General features: G+C 40.8%; 12 protein-coding genes. All 12 read right to left on the reverse strand.

The window, feature by feature from the left end; translation table 11 throughout:
- Nucleotide 1 precedes the first annotated feature (1 nt).
- Genes hisF through gmd form a run of 12 tightly spaced genes read right to left on the reverse strand, consistent with a single transcriptional unit; the run spans nt 2 to nt 12,757 of the window.
- Nucleotides 2-763: a HisA/HisF-related TIM barrel protein gene (gene hisF, locus HT99x_RS12895; protein WP_075067157.1), complete on the reverse strand. Its 762-nt coding sequence runs from the start codon at nt 761-763 to the stop codon at nt 2-4.
- Entirely contained in the window at nt 760-2,034 is a 1,275-nt protein-coding gene (locus HT99x_RS12900) for an N-acetyl sugar amidotransferase (RefSeq protein ID WP_445971449.1), read from the reverse strand. Before HT99x_RS12900 ends, hisF begins: the two co-directional genes overlap by 4 nt.
- 7 nt (nt 2,035-2,041) lie before the next feature.
- A complete protein-coding gene (locus tag HT99x_RS12905) occupies nt 2,042-2,755 on the reverse strand; it encodes a cytidylyltransferase domain-containing protein (RefSeq protein WP_075067156.1) in 714 nt (237 codons plus the stop codon).
- The gene (locus HT99x_RS12910; protein WP_075067155.1) at nt 2,755-3,819 is read right to left on the reverse strand and encodes a sugar phosphate nucleotidyltransferase; all 1,065 of its coding nucleotides are present in this window, start codon (nt 3,817-3,819) and stop codon (nt 2,755-2,757) included. The genes HT99x_RS12905 and HT99x_RS12910 overlap by 1 nt, the downstream gene beginning before the upstream one ends.
- Entirely contained in the window at nt 3,806-4,474 is a 669-nt protein-coding gene (locus HT99x_RS12915; protein WP_200957094.1) for a NeuD/PglB/VioB family sugar acetyltransferase, read from the reverse strand. The genes HT99x_RS12910 and HT99x_RS12915 overlap by 14 nt, the downstream gene beginning before the upstream one ends.
- Complete coding sequence (gene neuB / locus HT99x_RS12920; RefSeq protein ID WP_075065510.1) at nt 4,467-5,546, reverse strand: N-acetylneuraminate synthase; 1,080 nt, start codon at nt 5,544-5,546, stop codon at nt 4,467-4,469. The genes HT99x_RS12915 and neuB overlap by 8 nt, the downstream gene beginning before the upstream one ends.
- A 2-nt stretch (nt 5,547-5,548) precedes the next feature.
- Nucleotides 5,549-6,715, reverse strand: a complete 1,167-nt coding sequence (gene neuC, locus HT99x_RS12925) for a UDP-N-acetylglucosamine 2-epimerase (RefSeq protein WP_259566675.1) — start codon at nt 6,713-6,715, stop codon at nt 5,549-5,551.
- Nucleotides 6,708-7,880, reverse strand: coding sequence for a LegC family aminotransferase (locus HT99x_RS12930; protein ID WP_075065508.1), 1,173 nt, complete (start codon nt 7,878-7,880; stop codon nt 6,708-6,710). Before HT99x_RS12930 ends, neuC begins: the two co-directional genes overlap by 8 nt.
- 1 nt (nt 7,881) lies before the next feature.
- Nucleotides 7,882-8,886, reverse strand: a complete 1,005-nt coding sequence (locus HT99x_RS12935; protein ID WP_075065507.1) for an NAD-dependent 4,6-dehydratase LegB — start codon at nt 8,884-8,886, stop codon at nt 7,882-7,884.
- Nucleotides 8,887-8,888: 2 nt separating this feature from the next.
- A complete protein-coding gene (locus tag HT99x_RS12940; protein ID WP_075065506.1) occupies nt 8,889-10,682 on the reverse strand; it encodes an ATP-binding cassette domain-containing protein in 1,794 nt (597 codons plus the stop codon).
- Nucleotides 10,679-11,668 (reverse strand): NAD-dependent epimerase/dehydratase family protein, encoded by a 990-nt coding sequence (locus tag HT99x_RS12945; RefSeq protein WP_075065505.1) that lies wholly within the window; start codon nt 11,666-11,668, stop codon nt 10,679-10,681. Before HT99x_RS12945 ends, HT99x_RS12940 begins: the two co-directional genes overlap by 4 nt.
- A gap of 3 nt (nt 11,669-11,671) precedes the next feature.
- Complete coding sequence (gmd, locus tag HT99x_RS12950) at nt 11,672-12,757, reverse strand: GDP-mannose 4,6-dehydratase (RefSeq protein WP_075065533.1); 1,086 nt, start codon at nt 12,755-12,757, stop codon at nt 11,672-11,674.
- Nucleotides 12,758-12,805: the final 48 nt, after the last annotated feature.

Here is a 12,805-nt window from a genome sequence, read left to right on the forward strand (position 1 = left end):
CTTATAATCTCACTTGATGACCTGCAAACTGTAACGTCTGCTTAAAATCTTGAATGCTTGCTCTTTTATAATGCAACATATCCGCAATCGCAATAGCACTAGCATCACCGTCATTAAACGCGTCTATCCCATGTTCTATATGCCCACAACCACCGCTGGCAATCACAGGAATCGACACGGCAGAGGTAACTGCTTTAATTAAGCCAATATCAAACCCCTTTTTCGTTCCCTCTTGGTCAATTGAGGTTAACAAGATTTCTCCTGCACCTAAATCTTGTGCTTGCTGGCACCAACGAACCACATCTTGTTCCGTATGTTCTCTGCCATTATCGGTATAGGCTTCCCAAGCGGTTGGACTGACGCGTTTGGCTTCAACGGAAAGCACAAAACACTGACTACCAAACTGTTTGGCGACTTCGCTAATAAAATGAGGATTTTTAATAGCAGCAGTATTAACAGCCACTTTATCGGCACCAGAATGTAGCATTTTTTCAACATCGTGCAGCGTTCTAATGCCACCACCCGCTGTTAATGGTATAAAAACATTTTGTACCGTATTTTTTACTAATTCAAAAATACCATTACGGCCATATAATGAAGCAACAATATCCAGATAAATCAGCTCATCTGCACCTTGCTGGTAATAATCAAGCGCATATTCTTGTGGAGCCCCAATAACCCGCAAGCCTTCCAAGTGGATGCCTTTAATTAAATTAGGCGCCTTGATATCAAGGCGCGCGATCACACGTTTGGCGACAGTCATTCTGAGAACACCGTATGCTTTAATTGCCAACAACCATTCACTTTTTCCCATAAATGAGGAGAACGGAAGGTATCGGCAAGCGCGTCGAAAGAGCTTCTTGTCATCATGGGCGTTTTAAATTGCTTAGAAGCTTCAGGGAATTCATTTGCTGGAATACTTAAATACGAAAAAATTTCTTCCGCAAAGCGGCTTGGAAATTCACCATCAAACTTCTTAACCAGTGCAACCCCTTCTTCACGCGTAATATCGCCTGAGCGAATTTCTTGGGCTGCATCATAGGTTGCACGACCAATACCAAATTTAGTGTAGGTGGTGTAATAATGAAAATCGTCAATTTTGTCATCAATACTATTATATTTGCTGTAAGTACCTGGGGTTCTTTCAGGGGATGCTTGAAAGCCACCATGCTCTACCGCATAGTAATAACAGCTTTGTGGATGCCATTTCAGATAGTAACCAAGGTAATGCACTTCAATTGGCGTGGTCAGATCTGCTGGATTTAGCGGCAAATAGGGCTCAAGCTCATACTGCTCTACACCAAAATCAGAAATCAATCGCTCAACAGGCTCACCACCTAAAAACATATCTTTCAAGTTGGTATAGGTATAGTAGCTTTTATCTCGCAAGGAATTATTGGTATCACCAATGGGGTTACCATATTCTGCTTCATTCTCCCCATAGAATACCAAAGGGATATTAAATAACTTTGCCATTTTAGGCGCTAAGTTTTTTTGTCCTAAAATGAAGGGTTGAAAAGGGTGAAAAAGATTTTCAACGGCTAAGCGGGTTAATAACCGGTGAACTCTGGCATTAGGCGTCATTAAATAATTATCAAATCCGGCTTTTATCCAAGATTGAAAATTTTGCCATCCCCAAGGAGTATAAATATGAGGTGCCCAGGTAACAGTTAAGGGGCGCATTTTGTATTTATGTTTTAGCAAATGCGCCGCATAAAAACTATCTTTACCACCTGAACCTGGCACTAAGCAATCATAGTAAGTGCCATCACCACGATGCTTGTTACATAATTCCTCTAATGCAGCTTCTCGGCTTTGCCAATCAATATTCACTTTTTGCTCGGCAACCCGACAAGCATCACAAACACCTTCTGCATCTAAATGAATCGTTTGTTTTTTGCTTTCTATCGTATGTTTGAATTCAACCGTTGAATTGGGTCTCTGATTGGATATCACACATTTTTTACAAAATTTAACTTGGGCTGGTAAACCATATTTTACTTCTAAGCGCTGCGCTTCTAATACTTCCACGATATTCTCCTCATCTTGATGGATGAATTCTTTTATTAAAGAGAAATGCTGCAAATTCAAAATCTAATTCTGTATCGATATCGACCGATCTTTCTGCGGGCATCTCGTAAATTAATGTTCTGTCAGTAATGACGTCTTTCAAGCTAAAAAAATGTTCTGCAGTCCAAGCATAGATAGCACCATTCATATCAAAGCAAGGAGGACAATCTTGTCGGCGCTCAAAGGGCTTCTCTGGTTTTTTGGCTAGGTTAACAAAACCCTCAGCTGTTTGTTCAACAAGACTAAAATAAGGTGAATTGGATGCCACTGTGCCCGTTATAACATTAATCGGTAATTGCTTTTCAAGTAATGCAACAACGCCTTGAATATCTTGCGCTAATAACAAGGGGGACGTCACGGAGATATCAACAAAGGTATCAAATTGTTTACCTGATAAACTTTCGACTTGACTAGCACAATGTTGAATCGCAGGTAATTTTGCTGCAACATCGGTTGCCATGGCTTCTGGGCGCTTGATTTGATAATCAGCCCCATAGATTCGACTACATTCTAAAATATCGTCTCCATCACTACTTACAGCGATAGCATCAAAGAGTCGTGATTCGTGCGCAGCAGCAATTACATAAGCAATTAAAGGTTTTCCATGAAATTGCCTAATATTTTTGTTGGGTACACCTTTTGAGCCTTGGCGTGCGCAAATGGTGCATAAACGATTTTTACTCATTATGATGACTCTTGATTTTCAAACACGCGATCATACTCAATATGCGCCTTTTCGAAATCCGATAATTGACCAATATCTAACCAATATTCTCTGATTGGGAAAGCGGCGGCTTGTTGCTTTTGCTTGCTTAACAGTGAAAATAAAGCTGGCATATCAAAATATTCATTTTTGGGGATCATCTCGAGCAATGTCGGCTCTAACACATAAACACCGGCATTAATAAAAAATTTATAGGTTGGTTTCTCGATGACATCAACAATGAAATTATTCTCTAACTTACAGGTTCCATAAGGCACGGTATAATCAAATTCACGCACGCCCATGGTTGCGCTGGCACCTTGTTCAAAATGAAAAGTGAGTAATTGATTAAAATCAATTTTGGTTAATAGATCACTATTCATCACTAAAATAGGTTCATGGATATCTCGGGGTAATAAACTTAATGAACCTGCCGTACCCATTTTGCTATCTTCTTCCAAGTACTTAATATCAATGCCCCATTTAGAGCCATCACCAAAATATTCTCGGATCTGTTCTCCTAGGTAATTAATAGAGATATAGAACTGATCAAAGCCATATTGCATTAAGCTATTGAGTATGGTCTCCAAGATGGGTTTGCCACCCACTTTGAGCATAGGCTTAGGACAATCGTTGGTTAAAGGCCGCAACCGAGTGGATAAACCACCGGCCATTAATACCACTTTATTATTTTTTCGATTGAACTCAATGAGATCTTCTAACACTTCAATGCCACATACCCGTTCGTCGATATCCACAATGGGTAATTGCCGTATCAACTTTTTGCGCATTAAACTAAATATTTTACTTTTATCTTCGCCTTTTCGTGCCACAATCGGCTGATGGTTCATAATTTTGATGATAGATTCATTAAGGGCAATACCCTTTAAAATGCCCCGTCTTACATCGCCGTCGGTAACGGTTCCTAGCAAACGTCGATTATCATCTATCACTAAGACAATGTGTGCTTCATTATTATCGAGCTTTTCAATTGCATCATGAATAATCGCTTCGTGCGTTAGCAACAATTTTTCAAATTTCTTCATTTTTATCATTCCCTTGTGCTAACCGCTTATAACTACCTAGAACTTTTCTTTGTGAAGCGATTGGGCGAATGACAATCGCTCCCGCACAAATCATCGCTTCATCACCTACCGTTATTCCTTGAATGAGCGTTGCTCCAACCCCAATATGGGTTTTGTTGCCAACCTTGATATTGCCTGATAAGGTTGCACGAGGTGCAATATGGACGTTGTCACCAATCTCACAATCATGATCAATACTGGCACCGGTATTAATAATCGTATTGTGTCCAATAACCACATTTGGTTGAATAATCGCCCCAGCCATGATTTGCGCCCCTTCTTTGAAGGTTGCGGTGCTCGCAACAACAGCGCTTGGGTGTATCAATGTCGCAAAATGGTAGCCCTTTTGTGTAAACTGATGAAATAATTGCTCTCGGATTGCATTTTTTTCAACGCTGACAGCACCCACGGCATTCACTAATTGGATGGTTGCAGGATCATACTCATCAATTTCTTCGTCTTTACCTAAATAAGGGTATTCAGGATAACCTTTAATTTCTTGCTCATTTAAAGCAACCACCCCAACCACGGGTAAATTTCGTAATTTGATAATTTCGGCTAAAACAGCGGCATGGCCACCAGCGCCAATAATGATTAAAGGTCTATCCTTACTCACTGATTGCTTCATCCTTTGAATATCTCTTTTGGGCAGTTTTACCTAACCAATCCCAATATGCCATGGGTGAAATGCCACCCGTATGGCGTTTTACGGCCAAATTGCTTGCCGAAAAAGTGTCACCGATATCAATGTCTTGATTCGCAACGAGTGCCCTTCTGACCATCGTCATATTTTTCATTTCACTGACACGGGGACACTTCCTGCCATCACCGATTGCCATTTCGACATGACGAATCGCTTGCACCATTTGCTTTAATTCAACAATATCTAACGAGGCTAAGTGATCAGGACCAGGTAAGTTTTTATCGAGTGTGACATGTTTTTCAATCACCATGGCACCACGAGCCACTGCCGCAATAGGTACTTCAATCCCAACCGTATGATCAGAAAAACCAACACACAGTCCAAAAGCGGCATGCAAGGTATCCATCGCTTTTAAATTTACATCTTCAAAAGGCGCTGGGTATTCCGAAGTACAATGTAATAAAGTGACTCGCTGCTGTAGTAGCGCAAAGGCTTCTGGCAAAGCATAACAGGTATCTAACATGGCTTGCGTTGGGTTTGCTTGTTCTTCAATCATCCCCAAAACCAATACTTTTAGTGCTTGTTCAATTTCTGAGAGCGTGCTCATCCCGGTTGATAAAATGATATCAGCCTGAGAGCGAGCTGCGGCCAATAGTAAAGGACCATGGGTTACATCGCCTGAGCTAATCTTTAAAGTTGGCAGTGCCAAACCATCGACTAAAAAGGCAAGGCTTTCTAAATCAAATGGAGTGACAATAAAATCTATATCACATTCATCAGCATGTCTTTTTAATTTTTCAAAAACTGCGAAGGATAATTCAAGTGACTTCAACATTTCATATTGTGAATGTTTCTTAGCCGTATTTTGAATTTGATAATCTGCTTGCGGTGCTGCTTGTGTCGTTAAATGACTTGCTTGAAATAATTGAAATTTCACCGCATCAGCACCAGCTTCTTTAATTTTATCAATCAGCTCAAATGCGAGTTTCTCTTGACCATTATGGTTCACACCGGCTTCTGCGATAATGTATGTTTGATTATCCATTTTTACTCTGCTGTGGGTATATCATAAAACTGTTTGGGATTTAGGGCTGCTAAATCAGTGCGTTTGAGTACGTCAATGATTTTAGGACTAACACTACCTTGACCATAAGGTAATGCCATCGTCTCCATTGCTTGATGATGCTGTTGTGACATCGCATGCTGGATAGCCTGTTTTATCTCTTGCGCTGCAGGCTGACAATGGATGACCGATTTGGGCATAATGCGTCCCGCTTGACGATGCCCAATATTGACAGTGGGTATTTTAAAATACGGTGCTTCAATAATGCCGCTTGAAGAATTGCCTATCATCACATCCACTTGTTTTAATAAGCTCAAGTAGCGTAGCTGGCCCAAGGCTTGGAAAGAATAGGCATCTTGATGTGCTTTGCAAAATGCTTTGATCATCTCATTAATAATACGACCATCTGCATCGGCATTGGCTTCGGTGAATATCAAGGTGCAATCGGCTAATGGCGATAATGCCTCGAGCAATTCTGCAAAAGCATCTTTAGATGAAAGACGTCCCAAGGTTTCAGGATGATAGGTGATAAGAAAATTATTTTGCTTAAATGTGACAGAAAGCGCTTGTGATAATTGTGCTTTACTGAGCAAGGGTAAATCCACCATTGCATCTAACACCATAGCACCTGTATTAAAAACCCGTTCAGGATTTTCACCTAATTGAATCACACGACGCCGGTAATCTTCACAAGCTACAAAATGTAAATGCGACATTTTGCTGATGCTATGTCTCATTGCATCATCAATGGCGCCAAAACTTAATTCGCCACCATGAATATGAGCGACTGGGATCTTCGCAATCAGCGCTGCTTGTGCGGCAGCTAAGATTTCAAAACGATCGCCTAATAGCACAATAATATCCGGTTGCAGCCTTGCATAGGCATCAGCAAAACCAATCACACCCAGGCCTACCGATTTGGTAATACCAACGGGACTATCGCTTGATAACAACATCTCAACCTTGGCATCAATCATGAATCCATCATCGAGGATTTGTTGATACGTCAGACCAAATTCAGGCGAAAGATGCATGCCGGTCACAATTAATTGTAAAGTTAAGGCAGGATCTGCATGAATTTGTTTAATAAGATGGCTAAGCAAACCGTATTCCGAGCGCGCTCCCGTGACGACCGCAATTTTTTTAGGCATACACGCCTCCCAAATGGGGACTGCTTGGCAGCGATATCACGCGGTCAAATAATTGATGCGTCATGGTGAGATCCATCTTAGGAGAGGATTGATACATGGGCAATCGATCCATTGGCGTCCAAAGGCCCCGCAAATGATATTTACGCTCCACGGCTGAATCAATAAAATGCTCAATAAAGGATCTATCCGGCTTATCTAAAATTAAAGCATTTAACCAATAATTGCTTTTGGCATATTGCGGTTCTTGTAAAATACTCGCGCCTTGAATATCGCTAAAAACATCCTGATAACGTTTTGCTAAGTGCCGTTTATTCTCTATCATCTGCGGCAATCTTTCTAATTGCGCGCAGCCCAGCGCAGCATTGATATTAGGCAATCGATAGTTATAACCAATCTCATCATGATAGAATTCATAACGATGCGGCCTTTTCGCCGTCGTCGTCATATGTTTTGCCTTTTTAGCTAAAGCTTCATCTTTAATCAGAATGGCGCCGCCACCACCGGTAGTCACCACCTTGTTACCATTAAAACTTAAACAAGCGATATCGCTTGCATGTCCTGTATGAACACCTCGATAAAATGAACCCAATGACTCAGAAGCATCTTCAATGATTTTTAAGTGGAACTCTTGCGCCAGTGTTTGTAACAAAGACATTTCAATCGGATGGCCAAAGATATGCACTGGAATAATTGCTTTTATTCGTCGACCGGTTAGCTTATTAATGCATTGCTTATCTTTAACAATGGCAATCTGAGTTAAATAAGTACGCAGCTTATCAAGATCAATTCCCAAATGACTCTCATGACACTCAATGAAATGAGGATGGGCCCCACAATAAGTCACTGCATTAGCGGTTGCTACAAACGTTAATGAAGGGATGAGCACTTCATCTTCTCGCGCCACATCGGCAAGCAACAAACAAACATGTAGTGCAGCAGTCCCATTCATCACGGCAATGGCATAAGGCATTCCGGTGTAATCGGCAATTTTTTGTTCAAAAAGGGTGACATATTCCCCTACACTTGAAACCCAGCCACTATCAAGACAATCTTTCACGTATTGCCATTCATTGCCATTAAACTTTGGCTCATGCAATGGAACGTCTTTGTCATTTTCACCTAGCACTTGCGTAAGTGCTGCTAAACATTGTTCTATGTTGACCATATTAGATGTTATAGATCCCTGCTTTATACATCGCTTGATTATCTTTATGTAAAAACCATTCAATAGTTTTTTGTAATCCAGCGCGAAGTCCTGTCAATGCTTGATGTTTGGGTTCCCAGTTAAGCAAATTTTTTGCCATGGCATTATTGGAAAGCAAACGCTCTACTTCACTCTTATTCGGGCGCAATCTTTGTTCATCACAAGTCACTTGAATATCCGCTTTCATTAAACTCGCAATTTCTTTTACCAAATCACTAATAGAAATTTCAAAATTGGTTCCTAGATTAATGGTTTTGCCGATAATGGCATCCGCTTCTAAGGCTTTAGCGAAAGCTTCTGCCGTATCATCAACATAGGTAAAATCACGGGTAGGCGTTAACGAACCTAAATCAATAGCCTTATTACCATTCGCAATTTGCGTAATAATCGTGGGTATCACGGCTCTTGCAGATTGTCTTGGTCCAAAGGTATTAAAGGGTCGAATAATGGAAACAGGCAATTGAAAAGCATAGTAATAGGATAAAGCCATTTGATCGGCTGCAATCTTTGACGCAGAATAAGGCGATTGTGGCTGCAAGGGATGCTTTTCATCTATCGGTACATATTGTGCTGTTCCATACACTTCACTGGTAGAAGTATGAATCACTTTTTCAAGATTCAACTCTTTTGCTGCTTGCACAATATTCAAGGTACCTTGAATATTGGTTTCAACATAATTTTGTGGTGAATGATAGGAATACGGAATACCAATCAAGGCTGCTAGGTGCAAAACCTTATTGCAACCTGTCATTGCCTTTTTAACCCCAAAGGGATCACGTACATCACCTTGAAAGATTTCCACTTCTTTTAAGAGCGTTTTATCAAGCGTATCTAACCATCCCCAGCTATTAAAGGAGTTGTAAAGCACAAATGCTTTAACGGCGTATCCCTTTTTAACCAGGCACTCAACCAAGTGAGAACCAATAAACCCATCAGCGCCCGTTACTAAAATTTTCTTTTCGTTCATCTTTATGCCAAATTCGCAATTTTTCTAAATTTGCTGTTGTTGTTAGCCAAGTCTGCAAAAGTACCTTGATCGATAATTTTGCCCTTTTCAAAAAAGTAGATGCAATCGCAATCTTTTACCGTCGTCAGTCGATGTGCAATGATAATAATCGTTTTTTGCTTCGCTAATTCTTTAATTGATTTAATAATGACTTGTTCTGTCTCACCATCTAAAGCGCTGGTGGCTTCATCAAAAATAAGCACTTCCGGATCATGGTATAGCGCACGAGCAATACCAATACGTTGGCGCTGTCCTCCGCTTAAACGAATACCGCCCTCACCCACACACGTGTTATAACCTTGCGCCATTTCTTGGGTAATGAAATCATGTAAATTCGCTAATTTAGCAGCACGCACTACCGCTTCTTCATTAATGAGTTCGGGCGGTACACCAATCGCAATGTTATTCATAACTGAATCATCGGTCAGGTAAATGCTTTGAGGCACATAACCTAAATTTTGTTGCCAGCGATTTAATAAAGCGAGTGACAGCGGCTCACCATCAATCTCAATTTGTCCGATAGTGGGGATTAATAATCCTAAAATAATATCAACGGTTGTGGTCTTGCCAGAACCTGTCGTCCCAACAAAGCCCACCGTGGTATTTTTAGCAATGTGTATGCTGATATCGTTAATAGCGGCTTGTTGCGTATTAGGGTAAGCAAAAGCGATATTCTTTAGCGCAATACTGTTACTGAAATGTAGCTGTGAAAGGGTTTGGCTTTGCCAATCTAACGAAAGATGTTTTTCCTTGAGGGCATTGCTTAAAATTTCCAGCGATTGCGCATGAAATTTGACTAAGCTTAATCCTGTAAATACCTGTTGCATAGGAGGGAGCAATCGATACCCTGCCAAAGCATATAAAGCCAGCAGTGGCAATAATTGTGAAATATCAGCCTTCACTTTCATCAAATAAATGACAATAAGTAAAATACCCGCAAAAGCGATTGCTTCGACCGTATAACGCGTTAATTGTGGAATAATGTAACTGACAGATTCAACCTTGGCATATTTTTCGGCAACCTGGCGAAATTTTGTCAGGAAAGCCCCTTCTCGCTTTAAAACTTTTATCTCTTTAATAACGCCCAAGGTTTCATTCACAATCTGATATTGTTTAGCATTAATTAAAGAAGCGATTGAACCTGCTCTTGCCATTTTTCGGCTAAGTAGCAAATAAAAGCCAACATATGCCCCGCCTAAGACGCTACTGACTGATAATGCCAAAATAGGATCAACAAACATCAACAACACAAAAATACAAACTATGACCAATAATTTGGTAATCGCCTGCATGCCATTAATCAATACACCCAAAATGACTTTAAAAACATCGGATAAGATGGTTTTGGTCATTTCCGAACGATTATTCGTTAGATAAAAAGCGTAGGGCTCTAATAAGTATTGCTTGAGTAGACGCGTTGATAACTTTCCACCTTGAGAAAAGCTAAAGCGCATCAAAAGCCACAACATGATAGCAGAAAAAATATTCCCTAAAATCACAAAGGCAAAAACAGTAACCCCTAAGAAGGCCATGAAACGATGTTCACTGCCTAAATCAAGAAACTGGTAAAAATGATGAAGGTGAGCATTGTTATGAATGATTTCAGGTTGCGAGACAACCGCAACAAAAGGTGCAATCGAGGCCACGCAGGCCATTTCGACCAACCCCACCAACAAAAAACCAAGCAATAGTCCCAATAGCTTTTTTTTATCTTTCGTATCAAAGAAAGAAAGCATTTTGCGTATGATTTTCATCATACACTGACTGCTCTTGAGGGTGATGTCAGGGTTTTTTCTTGGAAAAGACGGTATGCAAGCGCTAATCCCTCAACTAAGGGTGTATTGGAACGCCAGCCTAAAGCGTGGATTTTATCAACACACAATAGTTTTCTGGGCGTGCCATCGGGTTTGGAAGTATCAAAATGCAGCTTTCCTTCAAAGCCCACCACTTTGGCAATCAGATGGGCAAGTTCGGCGATAGTTAAATCTTCGCCACAACCAATATTGATAATTGGCGCAATCTCTGTAGAACTGACTAGCGGGATAAAATGTTCATCCGGTAAATTCATGAGGAAAACGCAAGCATCTGCCAAGTCATCACTATATAAAAATTCTCGTTTAGGGGTTCCAGTTCCCCAAACAACCATCTCAGAATCACCTGCGATTTTTGCTTCATGCATTTTGCGAATTAAGGCAGGAATCACATGGGATGTTTTCAGATCGTAATTATCACCGGGACCAAATAAATTGGTAGGCATCACCGCTAAGTATTGTGTGCCAAACTGTCGATTAAATGCCCAACACATTTCAATGCCTGCAATTTTCGCTAAGGCATAGGGACGATTGGTCGGCTCAAGTGGACCTGTCAGCAAATATTCTTCAAGAATCGGTTGTGGGCATTGACGAGGATAAATACACGATGATCCTAAAAATAATAATCGTTTAACGTGATTATCTTTAGCCTCTAAAATGACGTTATTCTGAATCTGTAAATTCTGTAAAATAAAATCTGCGGGAAGATTATCATTTGCCCAAATACCACCCACCTTGGCGGCGGCCAACAATACATAATCTGGTTTTTGTTGTGCAAAAAATTGCTTAACCGCGACAGGATCGGTTAAATCTAATTCTGCATGAGTGCGAGTGATAATATGCCGATAGCCCTTTGAACGTAGCGCCTTAACCAAGGCGCTACCGACAAGTCCTGAATGCCCTGCCACATAGATTTTGTCATCATGTTTCATAAATTATTCTTGATACTCAAATACTTTAAAGCCTTCTTTTTGGCAGAGTGCATCTTTTTGCGCTAATTTAAAATCTTCGACAACCATCTCTTTCACTAAGGCTTCAAAAGAAATTTTAGGAGTCCAGCCTAATTTGTGTTTTGCTTTAGTCGCATCACCTAATAAGGTATCCACTTCAGTCGGACGATAGTAGCGAGGATCAACCGCAACAAGGCAAGCACCGGAAGCGGCATCAAACCCTTTTTCTTGCTCACCTTGGCCTTCCCACCGCATCGTAATACCTAATTCTTTCGCGGCGATAGTGACAAATTCGCGCACACTATGTTGTTCACCACTGGCAATCACATAATCATCGGGATTATCTTGTTGTAACATCAGCCATTGCATTTCAACATAATCTTTTGCATGACCCCAATCTCGCAATGAATCCAGATTTCCTAAATATAAGCAATCTTGCAAACCTAGTTTGATACGCGCTAATGCTCGAGTGATTTTACGTGTTACAAAGGTTTCTCCACGAACGGGAGATTCATGATTAAACAAAATACCGTTACAAGCGAAGATATTATAGGCTTCGCGATAGTTAATGGTGATCCAATGCGCATAAAGCTTTGCAACCGCATAAGGCGATCGCGGATAAAATGGGGTTGCTTCGTTTTGTGGGATGGTTTGTACTTTCCCAAAAAGCTCTGATGTCGATGCTTGATAAAAGCGTGTCTTCTTTTCAAGACCAAGGATTCGAATAGCCTCGAGTAAACGCAAGGTACCTATCGCATCCGCATTCGCAGTGTACTCTGGCTCTTCAAATGAAACAGCTACATGACTTTGTGCTGCTAAGTTATAAATTTCATCGGGCTGAACCTGTTGGATAATGCGGATAAGGCTACTAGAATCCGTCAGGTCACCATGGTGCAACACCAACCTGCGTTTTGCAACATGTGGATCTTGATAGAGATGATCGATACGATCAGTATTAAAAAGTGACGTTCTACGTTTTATACCATGTACTTCGTACCCTTTTTCGAGTAAGAACTCAGCAAGGTATGAGCCATCTTGGCCTGTGATACCTGTGATTAGCGCTCTTTTTATACTCTCCGTCACTACCTTGCCCCTTTAAGCCTTATCTATCAATAACCT

The organism is Candidatus Berkiella aquae (assembly GCF_001431295.2).
Classification (GTDB): domain Bacteria; phylum Pseudomonadota; class Gammaproteobacteria; order Berkiellales; family Berkiellaceae; genus Berkiella; species Berkiella aquae.

Bases quoted from the DNA above. Each gene is read 5' to 3' on its own strand.
- HT99x_RS12910 (WP_075067155.1), bottom strand. From the start codon at position 3,819: ATGAAGAAATTTGAAAAATTGTTGCTAACGCACGAAGCGATTATTCAT.
- neuB (WP_075065510.1), bottom strand. From the start codon at position 5,546: ATGGATAATCAAACATACATTATCGCAGAAGCCGGTGTGAACCATAAT.
- hisF (WP_075067157.1), bottom strand. From the start codon at position 763: ATGACTGTCGCCAAACGTGTGATCGCGCGCCTTGATATCAAGGCGCCT.
- HT99x_RS12945 (WP_075065505.1), bottom strand. From the start codon at position 11,668: ATGAAACATGATGACAAAATCTATGTGGCAGGGCATTCAGGACTTGTC.
- HT99x_RS12930 (WP_075065508.1), bottom strand. From the start codon at position 7,880: ATGGTCAACATAGAACAATGTTTAGCAGCACTTACGCAAGTGCTAGGT.
- HT99x_RS12935 (WP_075065507.1), bottom strand. From the start codon at position 8,886: ATGAACGAAAAGAAAATTTTAGTAACGGGCGCTGATGGGTTTATTGGT.
- neuC (WP_259566675.1), bottom strand. From the start codon at position 6,715: ATGCCTAAAAAAATTGCGGTCGTCACGGGAGCGCGCTCGGAATACGGT.
- HT99x_RS12940 (WP_075065506.1), bottom strand. From the start codon at position 10,682: ATGATGAAAATCATACGCAAAATGCTTTCTTTCTTTGATACGAAAGAT.
- HT99x_RS12905 (WP_075067156.1), bottom strand. From the start codon at position 2,755: ATGAGTAAAAATCGTTTATGCACCATTTGCGCACGCCAAGGCTCAAAA.